The 18,081-nt window shown below is 46.4% G+C and carries 15 protein-coding genes; 10 read left to right on the top strand and 5 right to left on the bottom strand.

Annotation, left to right across the window (positions count from 1 at the left end):
* Positions 1 to 136: 136 nt before the first annotated feature.
* Positions 137 to 1,549, bottom strand: a complete 1,413-nt coding sequence (locus ACUVJL_RS40125) for a tetratricopeptide repeat protein (RefSeq protein WP_445250919.1) — start codon at positions 1,547 to 1,549, stop codon at positions 137 to 139.
* A gap of 511 nt (positions 1,550 to 2,060) precedes the next feature.
* Here ACUVJL_RS40125 and ACUVJL_RS40120 point away from each other — a divergent pair.
* The 6 genes from ACUVJL_RS40120 to ACUVJL_RS40095 all read left to right on the top strand — a co-directional run bounded on the left by ACUVJL_RS40120 (position 2,061) and on the right by ACUVJL_RS40095 (position 6,810).
* Positions 2,061 to 2,549 carry a helix-turn-helix domain-containing protein gene (locus ACUVJL_RS40120; protein WP_445250918.1) on the top strand — a complete coding sequence of 163 codons (489 nt, stop codon included), beginning with the start codon at positions 2,061 to 2,063 and terminating at the stop codon, positions 2,547 to 2,549.
* A 168-nt stretch (positions 2,550 to 2,717) separates the two neighbouring features.
* The gene (locus tag ACUVJL_RS40115) at positions 2,718 to 3,095 is read left to right on the top strand and encodes a hypothetical protein (RefSeq protein ID WP_445250917.1); all 378 of its coding nucleotides are present in this window, start codon (positions 2,718 to 2,720) and stop codon (positions 3,093 to 3,095) included.
* A gap of 3 nt (positions 3,096 to 3,098) precedes the next feature.
* Positions 3,099 to 3,512 carry an HNH endonuclease gene (locus ACUVJL_RS40110; protein ID WP_445250916.1) on the top strand — a complete coding sequence of 138 codons (414 nt, stop codon included), beginning with the start codon at positions 3,099 to 3,101 and terminating at the stop codon, positions 3,510 to 3,512.
* 267 nt (positions 3,513 to 3,779) lie between these two features.
* Positions 3,780 to 3,974 (top strand): hypothetical protein, encoded by a 195-nt coding sequence (locus ACUVJL_RS40105; RefSeq protein WP_445250915.1) that lies wholly within the window; start codon positions 3,780 to 3,782, stop codon positions 3,972 to 3,974.
* A 358-nt stretch (positions 3,975 to 4,332) separates the two neighbouring features.
* Positions 4,333 to 5,271, top strand: a complete 939-nt coding sequence (locus ACUVJL_RS40100) for a UDP-glucuronic acid decarboxylase family protein (protein WP_445250914.1) — start codon at positions 4,333 to 4,335, stop codon at positions 5,269 to 5,271.
* A 150-nt stretch (positions 5,272 to 5,421) separates the two neighbouring features.
* Positions 5,422 to 6,810 carry a UDP-glucose dehydrogenase family protein gene (locus ACUVJL_RS40095; RefSeq protein WP_445250913.1) on the top strand — a complete coding sequence of 463 codons (1,389 nt, stop codon included), beginning with the start codon at positions 5,422 to 5,424 and terminating at the stop codon, positions 6,808 to 6,810.
* Positions 6,811 to 6,958: 148 nt separating this feature from the next.
* Here ACUVJL_RS40095 and ACUVJL_RS40090 read toward each other — a convergent pair whose 3' ends face one another.
* Positions 6,959 to 7,429 carry a hypothetical protein gene (locus tag ACUVJL_RS40090; RefSeq protein WP_445250912.1) on the bottom strand — a complete coding sequence of 157 codons (471 nt, stop codon included), beginning with the start codon at positions 7,427 to 7,429 and terminating at the stop codon, positions 6,959 to 6,961.
* A 164-nt stretch (positions 7,430 to 7,593) separates the two neighbouring features.
* Here ACUVJL_RS40090 and ACUVJL_RS40085 point away from each other — a divergent pair, with 164 nt between their 5' ends.
* The 4 genes from ACUVJL_RS40085 to ppk1 all read left to right on the top strand — a co-directional run bounded on the left by ACUVJL_RS40085 (position 7,594) and on the right by ppk1 (position 13,747).
* On the top strand, positions 7,594 to 7,812 hold the full coding sequence (locus tag ACUVJL_RS40085; protein ID WP_006632503.1) for a helix-turn-helix domain-containing protein: 219 nt from the start codon (positions 7,594 to 7,596) through the stop codon (positions 7,810 to 7,812).
* Positions 7,813 to 7,974: 162 nt separating this feature from the next.
* Complete coding sequence (locus ACUVJL_RS40080; protein ID WP_445250911.1) at positions 7,975 to 8,952, top strand: hypothetical protein; 978 nt, start codon at positions 7,975 to 7,977, stop codon at positions 8,950 to 8,952.
* On the top strand, positions 8,850 to 11,207 hold the full coding sequence (locus tag ACUVJL_RS40075; RefSeq protein ID WP_445250910.1) for an NACHT C-terminal alpha/beta 1 domain-containing protein: 2,358 nt from the start codon (positions 8,850 to 8,852) through the stop codon (positions 11,205 to 11,207). The genes ACUVJL_RS40080 and ACUVJL_RS40075 overlap by 103 nt, the downstream gene beginning before the upstream one ends.
* Positions 11,208 to 11,566: 359 nt before the next feature.
* On the top strand, positions 11,567 to 13,747 hold the full coding sequence (gene ppk1, locus ACUVJL_RS40070; RefSeq protein ID WP_445250909.1) for a polyphosphate kinase 1: 2,181 nt from the start codon (positions 11,567 to 11,569) through the stop codon (positions 13,745 to 13,747).
* Between the two features lie 393 nt (positions 13,748 to 14,140).
* On the opposite strand, the gene ACUVJL_RS40065 is transcribed toward ppk1, so the two are convergent.
* The 3 genes from ACUVJL_RS40065 to ACUVJL_RS40055 all read right to left on the bottom strand — a co-directional run.
* Entirely contained in the window at positions 14,141 to 14,413 is a 273-nt protein-coding gene (locus tag ACUVJL_RS40065) for a hypothetical protein (RefSeq protein WP_445250908.1), read from the bottom strand.
* 121 nt (positions 14,414 to 14,534) lie between these two features.
* Positions 14,535 to 17,408, bottom strand: coding sequence for a DUF3854 domain-containing protein (locus ACUVJL_RS40060; RefSeq protein ID WP_445250907.1), 2,874 nt, complete (start codon positions 17,406 to 17,408; stop codon positions 14,535 to 14,537).
* A 474-nt stretch (positions 17,409 to 17,882) separates the two neighbouring features.
* The coding region (locus ACUVJL_RS40055; RefSeq protein WP_445250906.1) for a hypothetical protein at positions 17,883 to 18,081 on the bottom strand (199 nt) is incomplete at its 5' end.

Genomic DNA, 18,081 nt, shown 5'->3' with positions numbered 1-18,081 from the left:
TGGATGCTCATGGTCTTTTAATGCTTGTTGCAGAGTTTCCTTTGTTTCAGAACTGAGGAAGTTTTTAGTAGGCATTGACTTTCTCGGAAAATTATCATATTATACCATACAATATGCGTTTTAGATGCTGAACAGCTTACTGCTTTAGAGAACTGTAACTCTGGCCCATGCTGCCTAAAGAATAGGCTTCCTTAGAGCGAGTACCCATTTGCCTTGCGATCGCTAAAGATTGCTCCTGAAACTCAAGTGCCTTCTGCTGATTATCTAGTGAATTGTAGCAATTACCCAAACCGCTCAGGGCAGACTGTTCCCCAGACAGATCGCCAATCTCTCGTGCGATGAGCAACTGTTGCTCCTTAAACTCGATCGCCTTTTGGTACTGTCCTAGCGAAATGTAGCTACCGCCTAGACTTCCTAGAGCATCTCCTTCGCCTCGGCGATCGCCAATCTCTCGCGCGATCACCAACTGTTGCTCGTAGAACTCGATCGCTTTCTGGTGCTGCCCCAGACGATAACAGCCATTACCCAAACCAGCCAAGGCACTTGCTTCTCCCTTACGATTGCCTATTTCCCGGCTGATCGCCAACCACTGCTCATAGCACTCAATTGCTTTCTGGTACTGACTTAAATTGGAATAGCAATTACCCAAACCGCCTAGAGCATTAGCCTCCCCAAATCGGTCATTAATTTCCCGGCTGCTCGCCAAATACTGCTCATAGCACTCAATTGCTTTCTGGTACTGACCTAGAGCCCTGTAGCTACCGCCCAAACTGCCTATAGCACGAGCTTCATTAATACACTCACCAATCTCTCGCGCGATCGCCAACCACTGCTCATCAAACTCAATGGCTTTCTGGTATTGCCCTAGATTGTGGTAGCTGTGACCCAAACTACCCAGAGCATCGGCTTCCGTGGAACGATCGCCAATCTCTCGTGCTATAACCAAGCATTCCTCACTGCACTCAATAGCCTTGTGGTACTGGGCGAGGGAGTTATAGTTCCTGTTTAGGTTGCCTAGAGCAGCTAATTCGGTTTGACGAGCACCGAGTTCTCGTGCAATTGTCAAGCACTGCTCACAAAACTCAATGGCTTTCTGGTATTGTCCGAGATGCCAGTAGCTATTGCCCAAGCCACACAACCCACCAGCTTCTTGCCGGCGATTGTTTATCTCGCGCGCGATCGCCAGCGTCTGCTCGTAGAACTCAATAGCCTTCTGATACTGTCCAAAAGAAGAGTAGCAATTACCCAAACCGCCTAGATCGGCGGCTTCCCCAGCCCGATCGCCTATTTCTCGATGAATAAATAGCGATCGTTCAAAGTATTCTATTGCTTGCCGAGACTGACTCAAGCAATTGTAAATAGCAGCTATCCCTAACAGGGACTCAGCTTCTCCTTTGCGGCTATTAATTCGTTGTGCAACTTCTAAAGCTTTTTCATACTGTTCCTTAGCTTGAGCATACTTGCTGCGATCCTTATAAATATTTCCTAGTGCGATATAGTTCCCCCAGTCGGTAGAACTACTCGGTTGTTTGGGTTGCAACTCCGACATTTTTTACCTCCGACACCTACAAATAATCAGTTCATTCTGTTGGAATTAACATCTACTTACTTCTATTTGTTTATCGTGCGCTCGCCCTAACTTTTATGCAAAAATTAGCTATTGATTACACCAACAAAAATTTTCCATAGCAAAGATTTAGCCGATCGCACTCACAAAGAGTTCAGTCTGCAGAAAGCGCATTGCAGCCTCCCATTTATATATCTGGGCGAAATCCAGAAAATTATGCAAAATCCCAGGAAATAAATTAAAAAAATTACCGACAGTGGCCGAAACTAGAGTCAAAGCGAGAAATTTACCAAAGTTCAGCCCTACTCCCCTGTCCGATCGCTAACTGTAGTCAGTAATAGCTCAAAAGCCCTCCCACCAACTTTTTGACTTGTAACTTGCACCCTTTGCGCTTTAGCTTTCACTTATCATACGCTAGCTGAGTCTGGTAATAACCTGACACTCATCAGGAGTTATGTTAGAATCCCATCAGGAAATTTAGAGACACCCATCTATGGCATCCACAAACGATCGCTTCGTCGAAGCCGAAAGCCGCTGGGACTTAAAAACTCTGTACTCGGACTTGGCCGCCGTTAAAGGAAAGCCTCTCACCCCCGTAGAAAAGCTGCATCTGCGGGGGTTGCTTTGTGGCTTCAGTCCCGCTGAAATCGCCGAAAAGCTGCAAAAGAATCCCAAGGGAGTTGAAACTGACCTGTGTGCCTCTATTTATAAATACGTTAAAGCCTTTGTGGGGAAAGGCATTGAAAAGATAGAAAACTGGAGAAATATTGCTGAATGGCTTGACGATGCTGGATATAAAACTAAGCCACCTGCTAAATTCCCTATTCAAGACGGTGTATCTGGAAATAGTAAAGTTAATGTAACTAATATAAGTTTTGAGAACAATCAAATAAAAATTGGTGTATACCTACAAATAACTGTACCGCTACCTTCAGAACTCTCTATACAAAATCTCGATATCAACGATAACAACGGTAACTAAAATTTTGCCACAATTCAACAGATTGGTAGCCTGAAGCGACTAAAATCAGGAAGCGCGATCGCACCTTTACCCGATCGCGCGGGGCGATCGCACGCTGCATTTCTCACAAAAGGGCGATCGCACTTCTATTGTGCTACGATTCAATAAGAGCGTCAGTCACTAAAAAACATGGCAACAATTACCCTTCAAATTCCCGACGAACTGGCTCAACGTCTAGAACCTCTGCAAAATCGCTTGCCAGAATTGCTTTGGCAACTTCTAGAACTAACTAAAAAGCCCACAACTATCGAGCAGGAAATCACCACTCATAGTGGGGATATTCCTACAGTTTATCAAGAAGTCCTTGACTTTTTGATCGAGAGTCCACTTCCACAAGACATTGTTAATTTCAAGGTTTCACAGCAGGCTCAGACACGCCTTCAAACTTTGCTTGACAAAAACCGCGAATCGACCCTAAATTCAATGGAAATAGCAGAATTAGATGTTTACGAACAGCTAGAACATCTGATGATTTTACTAAAAGCAAGAGCCTATTCAGCGATTTGATAAATGACTTCTAGTTTAATTCCTGCCGAACTCCGCAGATTAGTTATTGAAAGATCTTCAGGACACTGTGAATATTGCCTGATTCATCAAGATATTTCAATCTACAGCCATGAAGTAGACCAGATCATTGCCTTAAAACATGGGGGTCAAACTCGTGCTGATAATCTCGCTCTTTCTTGTTTATCTTGTAACCGCTATAAAGGTTCCGATCTAGCTACTATAGACCCAATTAATGACGAAATTGTCCCTTTGTTTAATCCACGCCGTCAGGTATGGGACGAACATTTTCTTCTTAATGAGGCCAGAATAGAAGGCATCACTCAGATTGGTCAAGCTACTTCAAGATTACTCAAACTCAATGCTCCAAATCGCATACTTGAGCGTCAAGTTTTGATTAATCAACGAGGGTATCCATAAACAGTGAATTTGAGTTATAAAAGTATGAGTAAAAGTTGAACTACAATTATGCCAAATATTTACATTATTGGCGGTTATAACGGTTCAGGTAAAACTACAGTTTTTCGGAAATTATTACCCAATTTTTTAGAATGTTTTGAATATGTCAATGCAGATGCGCGGCCGGAATGTCCCTATTCAATCCCGAGTCAGTCGCCATCCTCGCAGGACGCTTAATGATACACAGACTGCGAACTTTATCAGACTCAGGCACTGATTTCGCCTCCCTTGACAACTTTAGCCGATCGCAACTTTGCTCGATTCTTGAGAAACTGTAAAACTAAAGGCTACACAATCAACCTGATTTACTTCTGGCTGCAATCTCCCGAAATCGCCATTGAACGGGTGCAACGCAGGGTTGAAAGCGGCGGACATTCTCTTGGCGAAATCGACATAACTTCTCTCATATTGGTTTTGAGATAAATCGACCCTTGTTTTTTCCAACAAGCCCGTCAAGCGCAGCTATCCCCTAGGGCATCGCCCCACCTCAGACCGAAGTCATCAAATAACCACAAACCACAAACCAATAACTGAACTCTTGTCAACAGTATTTTCTCGGAAATATTGAAGCTTAAATAAAAATTGCTAGCTGATATTTACGAATTCTAGCACTTTGTTCAAAGTATTGGCAAATGCTAAGTAAATTAAAGATTTTATGAAGTAGAGGTATAAGTCTTTACATTGTCGATCGCAATTTTGTTATTCTATAGAGTAAGTTTCATTCGAGCGACTGAATTTTTGTACCCCAGTCCTACCCCTAAACAGAACGGCAGTTTCCACAATGAGAATTTTAGTCACAGGCGGTGCAGGTTTCCTCGGTTCCCACCTAATCGATCGCTTAATGGCCCAAGGACATGAGGTAGTCTGCCTCGATAATTTTTACACCGGGACTAAACGCAATATCCTCAAATGGCTGGACAACCCGTATTTTGAGCTGATCCGCCACGACATCACCGAACCGATTCGGTTAGAGGTAGATCAGATTTACCATCTGGCTTGTCCCGCTTCCCCAATACACTATCAGTACAACCCTGTCAAGACAATTAAAACAAACGTCATCGGCACGATGAATATGCTGGGGCTGGCTAAACGGGTGAAAGCAAGATTCTTTCTGGCTTCCACTTCCGAAGTGTACGGAGATCCTGACGTACATCCACAAACAGAAGATTATCGTGGCAACGTTAATTGTATCGGGATAAGATCGTGTTACGACGAAGGGAAGCGAGTAGCTGAAACCTTATCATTTGATTACCACCGTCAAAATGGGGTAGACATTCGAGTTGTGCGAATCTTCAATACCTACGGTCCCCGGATGTTGGAAAATGACGGCAGAGTAGTGAGCAATTTTATTGCTCAAGCTTTGCGAAACGAACCGCTGACTGTATACGGCGACGGTTCCCAAACACGGAGTTTTTGCTACGTATCTGATTTGGTGGAAGGATTTATTCGTTTGATGAATAGCGACCAAATCGGGCCGATGAATTTGGGTAATCCAGGCGAATACACTATCTTGGAATTGGCACAGAAAATTCAACACATGATTAATCCAGGGGCAGAAATTATCTTTAAACCGCTGCCAGAAGACGATCCGAAACAGCGACAACCGGATATTACTCGTGCTAAAACTTGGTTGGGGTGGGAGCCAACTGTGCCGCTGGATAAAGGTTTAGAGTTGACTGTAAAGGATTTTCGCGATCGCATCGAGGGAAACCAAAAGTAGAGACCCAGAGAGGGGGAGAGTGGGAGAGGGAGAGACTGGGACAGTGGGAGAGGGGAAAAATCTTCCTTATTCCCAATTCCCAATTCCCAATTCCCAATTCCCAATTCCCAATTCCCATCTAATTGATTTACTAACTTTGAGGACATTTGTATGCATGTTTGCGTCATCGGTACAGGATACGTTGGCTTAGTCACCGGCACTTGCTTAGCCCACATCGGCCACCACGTCATTTGCGTAGACAACAACGAAGAAAAAGTTAAATTAATGAAGTCGGGACATTCGCCTATTTTTGAGCCCGGACTGTCTGAATTAATGTCTTCTGCATCTGAATCTGGCAATCTAGAATTTACTTCGGATTTAGCAGCAGGAGTGGCTCACGGGGACATTTTATTCATTGCGGTGGGGACGCCTCCTTTGCCTACTGGGGAAAGCGATACTCGCTACGTGGAAGCGGTGGCTCGGGGAATTGGAGCTCACCTCGATGGCGATTACAAAGTCATCGTAAACAAATCGACAGTGCCCATAGGTTCGGGGGATTGGGTGCGAAGAATTGTACTAGACGGTTTAGCAGAACGTCAAAAACCTCAAAGCGGTGACGAGGTTACTGGCGAGGAGGTAGCAGCAAAAAAAGGTGTGACATTTGATGTGGTTAGCAACCCGGAGTTTTTGCGGGAGGGCTGTGCTGTTCACGATACTTTTAATCCCGATCGCATTGTTCTCGGCAGCAATTCTCAGCGGGCGATGGATATGATGTTACAGTTATACAGGCCGATTGTCGATCGCAAGTTTGCAGAAAATCCGTCTTTGCCTGCGGTGCCTGTGGTGATGACTGATATCAGTTCAGCGGAGATGATTAAGTACGCAGCTAATGCTTTTTTGGCTACGAAGATTAGCTTTATTAATGAAGTGGCTAATATTTGCGATCGCGTCGGTGCAGATGTTAGTCAAGTTGCCCGAGGTATCGGTTTAGATTCGCGGATTGGCGGCAAGTTTCTGCAAGCTGGCATTGGTTGGGGCGGTTCTTGTTTCCCCAAAGATGTCTCGGCTTTAGTTCACACTGCTGACGATTACGGCTACGAGGCACATTTGCTGAAAGCGGCGGTGGAAGTTAACCAACGCCAGCGGTTGATTGCTATTGAAAAATTGCAGCAAGTTTTGAAGATTCTCAAAGGTAAAACAGTCGGACTTTTGGGTTTGACTTTCAAGCCGGATACTGACGATTTGCGGGATGCCCCGGCGCTGAATTTAATCGATAGTTTGAATCGCTTGGGAGCGAAAGTTAAAGCTTACGATCCGATTGTTTCTCAAACTGGGATGCGTCACGGTTTGTCGGGAGTTTTGGTAGAAACTGACCCGGAAAGACTGGCTGATGGTTGCGATGCTTTGGTGTTGGTGACTGACTGGGAACAGTTTAGCAATTTAGATTACGAGAAAATGGCGAAGTTGATGAACCATGCGGTGATGATTGACGGCCGCAATTTCTTAGACAAGAAGGTGTTAGAAGCGGCTGGTTTCCAATATGTGGGGATTGGAAGGTAAAGAAGAGTTTTGAGCAGATTCTCTATCCCGTAGGGTGCGCCGGACCGCGCACCTTACAAACGAGAATCTCTATGGCGTAGGGTGCGCCGCGTGTGCACCTTACATTTGCTGGCGGCCAACAATGGCGGGTTGATCCGCCCCGCGTGCTTTAAAAATTTTCCATCAATGTTTTTTCTTGAGCGTAAATATCTCGTAGTTGTTGCAGCGCTGAGGCAGAAATTACCGATTTAACTGTAGCGACTAATTTACCCCACTCAAGCAAGCGGTCAACTGAAACAGCCGCTTTGAAGTTGTACGTATAGAATTTAGTCCAAAATTCTGGTGCTTGTGTGCGTTTCCAGCGTTTGTACCATCCCACAAAATCTTGAGCACAGGGCCGTTTTACTTCTAAGATTGGGGGGAAATCAGCGTAGCTGACAAATCGACTGAGACCTTTGGCGTGTACGTACACCATGTTGTGACAGCATTCGATCCGGTAAATTTGGTGGGGTGAGATGTTGAACAGGAGTGCTACTGTTTCTTCTGTGACAAATCTCGATCGCGGATTGACGATCGACGATTTGTGAATAATTTTTGATTCGCCGATCTCTGACGATGTTAACTGATTCTCTGATATCATTGGAGTTGCATCTGGTGGTGGTAGGTAAATCTATCTGCTAGGTGCGATCGACAGAAATTATCTGTCGGGATTAATTTTAACTGGCGATCGTCTTTAGTTTGCAGACCGGGGGCGATCGCTTTTTGATATATTATACTAAATCCAAAATTTTGTAAATAGTTAATATGAGCAAAGGCTTAGTCAGATTGCGGGTTCGAGAGTTGGCGGCCGAGAAGGGATGGACGCTCAAGGAGGTTGCGGAGCGATCGGGCGTGGGCTACAGTACGATTAGCAATTATGCCCGTTCTCAGGGGATGGCAATGGTTGACTTTGCAGCAGTCCACAAGTTGGCTCGCACTTTTGATGTGATGATTGAGGATTTCGTGGTAATCCTAGAAAAATAGTTGAACGTTTTGCCTAAATTCAATGTTGTAGCGATCGACTTTTGATGTGACGATCGAAGTTTTGATGTGATGATGTCAGCAATTGTCGATCGCCCGCAACCAAACTCGATCGCCTATCATTAAAGTAACTCGCTTGCAGCCTGAAATTAGGAGAACCGTCAAATGCTAGATGCTGTGCTATTGGGAGCTCTTCTCAAGGTCGCTTTCGATGGGATAGTGGGCGCTCAAGCCAATGATGCACTCAAGCACCTCTGTTTGAAGGGAGTAAAAAAGCTATCACGAAACGGTAAAATTGTCAATTACGATTTAGAAAAAGCGCTGAAACGTTCTTTCCTGAAAGCTCAGCAACAAATCGCCTCAGAATGTCATAAAGAATTGGTTGAGCCGTCTCGCAGGGCTTCTAAAGGACTCCTGATTTACTTGCCTCAAGACAGTCCTTATTTAGAATGGCTAGATAAGAAGAATAAGCAGTTAAAATCTGAATTAAAGCAGGTTAACAAAGAAACAGCCCCTTCTGGTATTCCAATAGAAGGTTTAGATGAGATAGAATTGCTGCTAACTTCCAGAAACGAGTCAAGCCAAAATCGCTTTCAAGAAGTTGAAAATAAACTGCTGGAAGTTGCCCTCAAAGATTGTGATGTCACACTTTATAAAGATAAATTAACCGAAAAATTGTTTAGCTTAGTATCTGCATACTTTGCCGAGGGAATCAAGAATAATGAAAAGGTGTTCCAGATTTTTACAGCGCAAACTTTAACGCGGAATGATACCCAAACTGCCGAAACTCACGCTTTGATTGAACAGCTAAAGGCTTTGCTTGAGGAGATAGTTGAAAAGAGCCGCATTGCTTACCGGCCGATTGACTGGCAAGATATTGGCCAGCAGATATTAGAGGAGAAAGAACAGCAGCGGCTTAGTAGCAATCAGCTAACTTTTGGCAACCATGAAATAGATGATGTTTATGTGCTGCTGGGATTGGTGGAACGGCAGAAAGTGACTCAGCGACGCGAGGATTTGCGGCTGAGGAAGGTTCGGATTTGTACCGGGAAAAAGAAGTTACTCAAAAATTTGAACACAGCGAGTTTCTTGAGCAAGTTATCCAACAAGGAAGGAGCCCCAAAAGCAATGGGAAGCGGTTAGGAATTATTGGAGAACCGGGGGCGGGAAAAACAACGCTGTTGGGGCAGATTGCGAATGGGGTAGCGGCTGAAATTTCCGAGGCGATTGTAGTTTGGGTATCCTTGGCGGATTTGCAGGGGAAGGAATTAGAGCCGTATTTATTTGATAATTGGCTGCTGGCGGCTATTAAGAGAATTGGGAAGGCTGAGGCCACTGCGGAAATTAAGGATGATTTTTTAGCACAGTTTAATGCTGAGCGCGTGTGGTTGGTGTTGGATGGGGCGGATGAGATGGCTGTCGGAGATGAAAATCCTTTGGCGGAAATTCAGCGGCAAATTAGAACCGGCGGCTGCATTCAAAAGGCGCGAATTGTGCTAAGTTGTCGGCTGAATGTTTGGGATGCGATCGGCACTGCGTTGGATACTTTTGATACTTATCGCACTCTGGAATTTTCCTATCCCGAACAAGTGGAAATGTTCATTGATAAATGGTTTCGATCCCCCCCTAACCCCCCCTTCTTAAGGGGGGGGACAAGAGAAGGCGGGGACGGGAAACAAGAAGGGGAAACTCTTACTCCCCCCTTATTAAGGGGGGCTGGGGGGGATCTTTCTCAACAGCTACGGGAAGCATTAGCAGCATCGGGAAAAGAGCGAATTCGAGATTTAGTGAAAAATCCCCTGAGATGTTCGTTATTGTGTGGCACTTGGCAGTCGTTGGAGGGGGATTTGCCGGATACTAAGGCTAAGCTTTATCGGCGGTTTGTGACTACTTTGTATCAGTGGAAAAAACCGCGCCTGAATTGGATTCAGCAGCAGGAATTGAATGCGGCTTTGGGGAAATTGGCACTTTCAGGGATGTTAAATGAAACGTCGCGGTTTCAGTTGCCCGAAAGTGTGGGATATCGGGTGATGGGTGCATCGCAGTTTGAGTTAGCTTGCCGTTTGGGTTGGTTGAATTTAGTCGCGAGGGATGGGGAGACGCTGGAGGGGATTTATGCTTTTTACCATCCGACGTTTCAGGAATATTTTGCGGCGTTGGCGGTTGAGGATTGGCACTTTTTCTTGAATCACATTCCTGAGAATCCGCAGCATCCTGATGCTCGATACCGCATTTTTGAGAAGCAGTGGAAAGAGGTTATTTTGCTGTGGTTGGGGCGGGAGGAAGTAGGGAAGGAGGAGAAGGAAGCGTTTATCGAGGCGTTGGTTGAGTTTGATGATGGGTGTGGTGAATTTTATAAGTATCGGGCGTATTTTTTAGCGGCTGCGGGGATTGCTGAGTTTACAGCTTGTAGTCGTGCTGATGAGATTGTGTCGCAGATTATTAAGTGGGGATTTGCTTATTTTAATGAGGAAAAACAGAAGGGGCGGACATTTCTAGAGCCAATTGCAGAGGGATCGAGGGAGATACTGAAAGAGACCGATCGGGAAAGGGCTATCTCCACTTTAGTCGAATTAATCAATACTTCTGAGAATGGATATACCTGGTGGCACGCGGCAAAAAGCTTGGGAATAATAGGCCAAAAGAACCCAGTTGCAATCGCAGATTTAGTCGAGTTTATCGGTACTTGTCAAGATGAATTAATCCGTAGGCAAGCGGCAAAAAGCTTGGGAATAATAAGCCCAAATAACCCAGTTGCAATCGTCGCAGTCTCAGGTTTGAAAGATTGCCTAATTTCTGAAATCAATGAAAACGATTATAATCGCTATGAAAATTATATTCGCTATGAAATCCGCTACAAAGGCATCTGGGACTGTGCCCAAAATATGACTTACCCAGAATTTTATCAAGCATGGCACACCCCACCCACAAATTCGCCCATACCCGATCGCAACCACCCACAAAATACAGATATCCCCACAATCCTCAAACAACTCCAACCCACCGATAAAACCTTCCCCGTTCCCCTCAACATTCGCGCCTTAGAAGGCGAAACCGATACCAGCGCGATCGCCCAAGAGCTCTGTACCCAACTCTATCAAGCAATCTTCCCCGCAGATACAGACATTCCCGCAATTCGCAACGCCCCCGAATTCAAGCGATTAATTCCGCAACTCAAAAATCGGCTGCAAAAACAGCACATCGCCTTAATTTTGCACTCCAGTCCCTGCGAAGATGCGCTTTCATCTTTGGGCCGCAAACTCGCCGACGCTCAAATCGGAATTCATATCGCCTGGATTACCGATACACCGCTGGAATTGCCGTTAACAGGTTTTCCGGTGGATGGAGATGATTTGTTGGATGCGGTGCAGAATTGGATTGGGGGGATTGGTTCGTGATTCAGGGGCCGGACACCCCACCGTGCCCTTCTTCGTGACAACTTAACGTCAAACCCAATCACAGACTGCTGTTTGACCATTAAATCTCGATCCCCCCTAGCCCCCCTTAGTAAGGGGGGGACAAGAGTCCGATCAAAGTCCCCCGACCTAAGGGGGATTTAGGGGCATCTAGACTATGGTAAAAATGAGATTTCTAAAAGGTTGGAGTTTTAAGTTGACACGAAGAAGGGCAATGCTGTTTCCCGAAAGGTATTATCAGAACGGGCGATCGACCAAAAGCAGATGCGAACCAATCCTTTAACCTACAATACTATTTCTAGAGATGCCATCACCGAGCCTCCCAAAGACTCCCTCAAACCATGCCCAAGCCAAAAAAGACCCCCCCCAAAACCTACACTGAAATCAACCTCAGCGACCCCCAATACTACTTCAACCGAGAACAAAGCTGGCTAGAATTCAACAACCGCGTGCTCCACGAAGCCCTCGACCCCCGCACGCCCCTCCTAGAAAGACTCAAATTTCTCGCTATTTTTAGCTCCAACCTAGACGAATATTTCATGGTGCGCGTGGCCGCCCTCAAACAGCAAGTACAAGCAAAAGTCAGCAAATTGACCTCCGACGGCCGCACCCCCCAAGAACAGCTAGATGCCATTAACAAGCGGCTTTTGCCGATGGTTACTCAGCAGCACTCGTATTTTGAGCAAACCCTGCGGCCGAAACTAGCAGCAAGCGAAATCTACATTCTCGACTACATTGACCTCAATCAAGAACAGCGCAATTACTTGCACCGCTACTTCAAAGAACAAGTATTTCCCGTACTCACTCCCCTAGCAGTTGACCCCAGCCACCCATTCCCCTACCTTTCCAATCTCAGCCTGAATTTAGCAGTAGTAGTCAGAGACCCCGACACGCGGGAAGAATTGTTTGCCCGCGTCAAAGTCCCGCAGGTGCTGCCGAGGTTTTTGCCGCTACCGGGGGATTTGCAGTGGCAGCAGAGGGGCAAATCTCCAGTTTGGACTGGCGTGCCCCTAGAACAGGTGATTGCCCACAATTTAGAAGCTTTGTTTCCGGGGATGGACGTTGAAGAATATCACCCCTTCCGCATTACTCGCAATTCCGATTTGACCGTGGAGGAAGATGAGGCAGAGGATTTGCTGCTGGCAATAGAACAGGAGCTCCGCAAGCGCCGGTTTGGAGGTTCTGCGGTGCGGATGGAAATTCAAGCGAGTATGCCGCCTGCGCTGCGAGATATGCTCATGGAGGAGCTGGATCTCGGTGAGCAAGATGTTTACGTCGTAGAGGGGCTGCTAGGCCTCAAGGATTTGATGTCTTTTGTGGGGCTGCCAGTGCCGGAACTGAAAGACCCGGCTTGGACTCCGGTTGTGCCGCCGCGCTTGCGGAACTTGGAATCGGCAAGGATTTTAGAGAAATCGATGTTGGATGCTGAGGAGGGTCAGGATATTTTCACCGCCATCCGCCAGGGGGATTTGATGCTGCACCATCCTTATCACTCGTTTGCGGCGACGGTGCAGCGGTTTATTACTGAGGCGGCGCACGATCGCTCCGTGTTAGCGATTAAGATGACTTTATACCGCACTTCTGGAGATTCGCCGATCGTCAGCGCCTTAATTCAAGCAGCGGAAAACGGCAAGCAGGTAGCCGTTTTAGTAGAGCTCAAGGCTAGGTTTGACGAAGAAAATAATATTAATTGGGCTCGCAAGTTAGAACAAGCTGGAGTCCACGTAGTTTACGGTTTGGTGGGACTCAAAACCCACACCAAGATTGTGATGGTAGTGCGTCGCGAGGACGGGTACATCCGTCGCTATGTCCACATCGGCACCGGCAATTACAATCCCAAAACAGCCGGACTGTATACAGATGTGGGTTTGTTGAGTTGTCGCGAGGATTTGGGATCGGATTTGACAGATTTGTTTAATTATTTGACTGGTTATTCGCGGCAGGTATCTTATCGAAAATTGTTGGTGGCACCGGTCAATATGCGCGATCGATTTTTAGCTTTAATCCGCCGCGAGGTCGAATTCTGCCGCTTGCAAGCCGAAGGCGGCAACGGTAGCTGCGGCCGCATTGTCGCTAAAATGAACGCTTTAGTTGACCCTCAAATTATTGTTGCTTTGTACGAAGCTGCGCAAGCGGGAGTTAAAATTGATTTGATTATCAGGGGGATTTGCTGTTTGCGTCCCGGCGTTGAAGGTCTTAGCGAAAATATCAGAGTTATCAGTATTATCGGCCGCTTTTTAGAGCATTCTCGGATGTTTTATTTTTTCAACGGTGGCGACGAAGAGGTGTATATTGGTTCTGCGGACTGGATGCAGCGCAATCTCACAAGACGGGTTGAGGCCATAGTTCAGGTGGAAGACCCGACAATTGCCAAGGAATTGCAAGAAATTTTGGGGGTAATGCTGGCTGACAACCGCCAAGCTTGGGATTTGCAGCCGGGAGGACACTACTCTCAGCGGCGGCCGCCTGCTAATTGCCCGGAAGTGAGCTCCCAGCAAATTTTGATGGATATGGTTCTGTAGCGTAATATCAATACTTTCAGGCTCTAGTTGACCAATTTCTATCAACACTCTAGCAAAAGGGGTGTTTTTGGGGCGTTTCAGCCCTTGCTATTGCCTGTTCGCCTGTCTCGGTGTCCCTTACCTGATACTCGCTTACAAGCAAACTCATCTATCAATTTTATAGCGACACCACCGTGTTTGCTCTACCTTGCTTTTTTACAAATAGCCGCCCGTGATAGGCGGCTAAGTTAAAAAATACTAACCTGTTTTCTCTTGTATCAAATGATTTTTCTCATTTAGACTGTTCACTACCCGGTCGGAACCCGAAAACCTACAGTCACAAGATGCACATAGTGAGGCTGAAGCGATCGTCCTGCACGGGAGTGCGATCTCTTGGTTAAGGCAGTCTTCATATTAGAAGTCACCCAGCATATCCAAAATCGCTTCTACGTCCGCTAGGTCGCACTTAGACTTTTTGCGCTTGGCTTTTAATTGGTTGAGTAAGGTAGCAGCATCAGGTAAATCACTTGTGTCAAATGATTTTCCGTTATCTAGCTGTCGAGCTATAGTCAGCACCCGATCTGCTAGGGCGATCGGTACTCGGATGGTGCGGGTTTGCCCGTGCTTCCATTTACCCTCATAGTGCTTGAGGTTAGCTAAGCTTGCATCATTAATGTTTCTAGTCATTTCACTTGTGTCAGGTGATTTACTGTTGACAGCTTGACACGGTTGCCTTAGTTCTGTCAAGTATTAAATCACCTGTGTCAGGTGAAAATATCGCAAAAGAGCTATGCGCTAGTACCGAGTGCTACTGTTCCAGTTTTCTCAAGTAAGTGAACTGGTCTTTATCCCTCGGAACAGAAAGAATCACCTTCTCGTTCTCAAGCCCCACGTAGTAGTCAGTTTCTGCACTCCCATACCCAATATCAACAATCTCGCCTTTTTGCCCCTGGTAGTCGCTTCTTAGCGTAATTTCCACCAAGTCGCCGATGGCAAGATGGGTCTGCTTGGCTGCCACTGGCTCGGACACCGAATTAGAATTTTTCAACAGGCGGATTTTGACTTTTTCGTCTTGACTAAGGCACTTGTCAAAAAATCCTCGGACTTGGAGAGAAGACGCGCCGACACGCTCCATAACCTCTTTTGCATCTTCCCGGCTACCTTTAGCTATTGCCTCCCGCATCTCGTCAGCTAGCTTCTCGCCACGAAATTTGCTTTGGGCAGTTGCAGGACTTGGAGAAGGGTTTGCAGGACTTGATGCAGGACTTGATGCAGGACTTAAACCCTTGTCTTGTAAAGGGTTTGCAGGACTTGCAGGACTTAAGGGGGTAACTTCCTTTACTTCTGTTTTTCCCTGGTTTGCCTGAAACTCATTTTCTGTTTCTTTGGTAATTTCACTATTTCCCAAAATGTTTGGAGATAAGTCCTGCAAGTCCTGCAAAGCTATATCCTGTATGGGCGGAAGTCCTGCATCAAGTCCTGCAGAAGTCCTGCAAGTGCTGTCGGAAGTCCTGCAAGTGGCAGCTAGTTGTTGGGAATACGTGGGATGCTCGTCACCTTTACCCCGCATCCTCAAACCGATAAATGTGACGTGGCGAGCGCTGGTGTCGCGGATGACTGGTTGGTGTAGTTCCGTGCAGAGGCGGCCTAACCCAGGGGAAAAAGTCGTGAGGCTCATTGCAGGCTTCTTGATTTCCTCGCAGAAATCTTTGTATTGGCTATACACATCACCAGCTTTGATTGAAGCCCCTTCTTCAACAATTAGCTCCATCTCGAAGAAAGCGGCGAGACTATCCATCCGTACCTTCATATCCCATTCAGCAGCCTTGAAATCCGCAATCTCAGCATCACCGATGCCTTGAATTGCCTGTTTTACCTCACCGCTCGGCAACGAAAGAGCGATCGCAATTAACGACGCAATCTCGCCGTCAAAGCTGGCTTCCATCTCTGAATTTCGCAAGTGTTTGGGAATGGCGTTTTCAAAGTTCACTAAGCACAAACGCCGCTCTAACCCTGTGGTGTTTCCCATGAATATTGGGTCATTACTACAGATGAGTAGTAAGCCGTAGAAGTGTGCGCTTGCCGCTGGCTGGTACACTTCCCGGTAATTGATACTATCACCGCCAGTTAGCCGGAGGATGGAGTCAACGCCCACAGGTTTACGTTCATCGCCAAAAGTTACTAATTGCTTGTCAATGATGCTGGCTAGGGTTGAGCCATCTCCGAGCTTGTCGAGGCTGCAAGGCTGGCTGTTATCCTTCCCTACAATTTTTTCCATCAACCGGGCGCAAGTACCCTTACCGGAACCCGGAACCCCGATAAAGTGAACAAACTGCTGATATCCGTAAAAGCTAAACCGGAGGCAACTGTTGATGATTGCCAGTAGCTTGAATATTTTCTTGGCGTCACCCTGCATCGCCGTCTGAAAGAACTGATGGATATTGGGGCAATTTGCCTTTAACGCTTCCAGAGGGGCGCTTAAATCGCCCGTTAGAGACTGGTAGGGAAAGGGTAAATAAGAAGTAAACCCCATACCGGGTGAGTGCGGTAGTGTTTCCAGCGTGTCGCCGTCGAGTACGCAGTTCTCAAAATTGACGTATCGGGACTTATCCCACGTCTGCCAGTAAACCTCTCGCAGGTAACACTTGAGCATCTCAATGACGTTATTAACGTACTCAATCCCGCCGTAGTTTACGCCCTTTGCGTCTAGCGTAGTGACAATCAGGCTTTTAAACGGCCCTGGTTTTATCTTTTCCCAACACTTGCCAGTCCATCCCCGCCACGTTTGCTGTTCTTCGTGGTACTTCCAGTGGGGTCGATATTCTTCAGCCAGTCGTGCTGCAATCTCACGGGGCGTAGGTGGTTTTTTGCCTTTGACTAGCGAACCGCTACCACTTGTGTCAGGTGATTCGGTAGCGCTATCAGCTTTCATTAAAATTGCTCTGAAAGCTTCTATGCCCTTGTTTTGGATGAAATCATCCATCCCCTTGCCGTCCTCTACGTTCCAATAACCCGTAACAGTGTATACCGGAACATTGTATTGCTTAAGTGCGAGAGCTAGTGTTTTTTCGGCTCTATGTATATCGGGGTTGCTTGTAGCATCCGCATCAAAGGCAATGATAAACCCCAAACCCGCCTCAGCATATTTCTTGATAGACGGGACTAAATACCTCTTATTCTCTGGATCGTGTTTTGCCCCTGTTAACCCCATCTCTACTCCCAGTAGGGCGATAGTAGGTATACCGTTGCTGCAACCTGCGATAGTCTTAAACCCGCCCTCAGTAACCAGAATGCAGGGATGCCCGTTAATTTTCCAGCAAACCTCCTTTAGATGATCGGGCTCCCAGTAACGGTCATCCGTTAGATGTCTTAGTAACAGCGCGTCGTACCCCCCTTTCGGGGTGCGGTATTTGGGACATTCTCCGTCTTCACTCTCCCAAGGGGTATCAGGTCGGAACTGATACTGATTGTTGTACCCCCAAAACATAATCCCGCCTGACATGGCGGGGTATCCCAGAACAGCAGACGCATTTTTGGCGCTTGTTGTGTAACAAGTCATTTCTGTCCAGTTGTTATCCAGCAAACCGCGCTCCGCGATGTGTTTCTGATGTTCGGGGCTTAATCGTGAATATTTGTTGCGGACTAGGCTGTTAAATGTATCAATAGTGGATATACTATTCATAGCGGTTGATTCCTCAGTAGAAGGTGGACGACCGCTATCCCTAGTGTTTAGTGAGTGGAGACAATTGCCGCGATATACCCTTCCGGCGAGGGGACTTTCTAGGAAGGTCTAGAAAAAGTCTAGAAAATAATGCTAATGTGGATTTGATTTTTCGAGGTTCCTGTCTTACTCACTTCACTAGGGGTAGCGGGAGCTTTTTTTTGCCTGCGGGTGCAGGCGAGGGTCAATCTTTGCTTGGCGCATTAATCAACATTGATTGCGATTATAGCCTGTCGGGGAATGGCAGGGAAGGTGAAATTTGGTAGCAATCAGCGCAAAAAAACTTGCGTAACCCTATTAGGGTTAAACATAACTTTTGTAGCTAAACAGGTTTATACAAAGTGAGGTAAAGTTATACAAATTCTCACTTAATTTATATATGATGTGGGATATTTCTCACTTTATATAAGCAGCGCTTGTATTGCGCCGCCTCTCCTACCTGTAAAGGTGAGCTTTACAAAACATTCGGAACAGTTCGCGGGCGTTTTCTTCCGAGGGCTGTTCTTGGCAGTATTGAGCAAACTCGGTTGTGACCTCAGCTAGCAAGGCAACTAGCTCGTTGCTGTCACCTTTAAACCCCTCCTGCCTAACCCCATCAAACAGAAGCTGGTAAAACTCCTTAAGGAAGCAATAT

The organism is Microcoleus sp. OTE_8_concoct_300 (assembly GCF_031383065.1).
In the GTDB taxonomy this organism is placed as follows: domain Bacteria; phylum Cyanobacteriota; class Cyanobacteriia; order Cyanobacteriales; family Microcoleaceae; genus Microcoleus.
This window is presented reverse-complemented; position numbering and strand designations above follow the sequence as displayed.

What these genes read in the sequence shown, in the direction of transcription:
- ACUVJL_RS40100 (WP_445250914.1), top strand. Translation starts at nt 4,333, where the DNA reads ATGAGAATTTTAGTCACAGGCGGTGCAGGTTTCCTCGGTTCCCACCTA.
- ACUVJL_RS40080 (WP_445250911.1), top strand. Translation starts at nt 7,975, where the DNA reads ATGCTAGATGCTGTGCTATTGGGAGCTCTTCTCAAGGTCGCTTTCGAT.
- ACUVJL_RS40085 (WP_006632503.1), top strand. Translation starts at nt 7,594, where the DNA reads ATGAGCAAAGGCTTAGTCAGATTGCGGGTTCGAGAGTTGGCGGCCGAG.
- ACUVJL_RS40065 (WP_445250908.1), bottom strand. Translation starts at nt 14,413, where the DNA reads ATGACTAGAAACATTAATGATGCAAGCTTAGCTAACCTCAAGCACTAT.
- ACUVJL_RS40095 (WP_445250913.1), top strand. Translation starts at nt 5,422, where the DNA reads ATGCATGTTTGCGTCATCGGTACAGGATACGTTGGCTTAGTCACCGGC.
- ACUVJL_RS40115 (WP_445250917.1), top strand. Translation starts at nt 2,718, where the DNA reads ATGGCAACAATTACCCTTCAAATTCCCGACGAACTGGCTCAACGTCTA.
- ACUVJL_RS40120 (WP_445250918.1), top strand. Translation starts at nt 2,061, where the DNA reads ATGGCATCCACAAACGATCGCTTCGTCGAAGCCGAAAGCCGCTGGGAC.
- ACUVJL_RS40090 (WP_445250912.1), bottom strand. Translation starts at nt 7,429, where the DNA reads ATGATATCAGAGAATCAGTTAACATCGTCAGAGATCGGCGAATCAAAA.
- ACUVJL_RS40125 (WP_445250919.1), bottom strand. Translation starts at nt 1,549, where the DNA reads ATGTCGGAGTTGCAACCCAAACAACCGAGTAGTTCTACCGACTGGGGG.
- ACUVJL_RS40060 (WP_445250907.1), bottom strand. Translation starts at nt 17,408, where the DNA reads ATGAATAGTATATCCACTATTGATACATTTAACAGCCTAGTCCGCAAC.
- ACUVJL_RS40110 (WP_445250916.1), top strand. Translation starts at nt 3,099, where the DNA reads ATGACTTCTAGTTTAATTCCTGCCGAACTCCGCAGATTAGTTATTGAA.
- ppk1 (WP_445250909.1), top strand. Translation starts at nt 11,567, where the DNA reads ATGCCCAAGCCAAAAAAGACCCCCCCCAAAACCTACACTGAAATCAAC.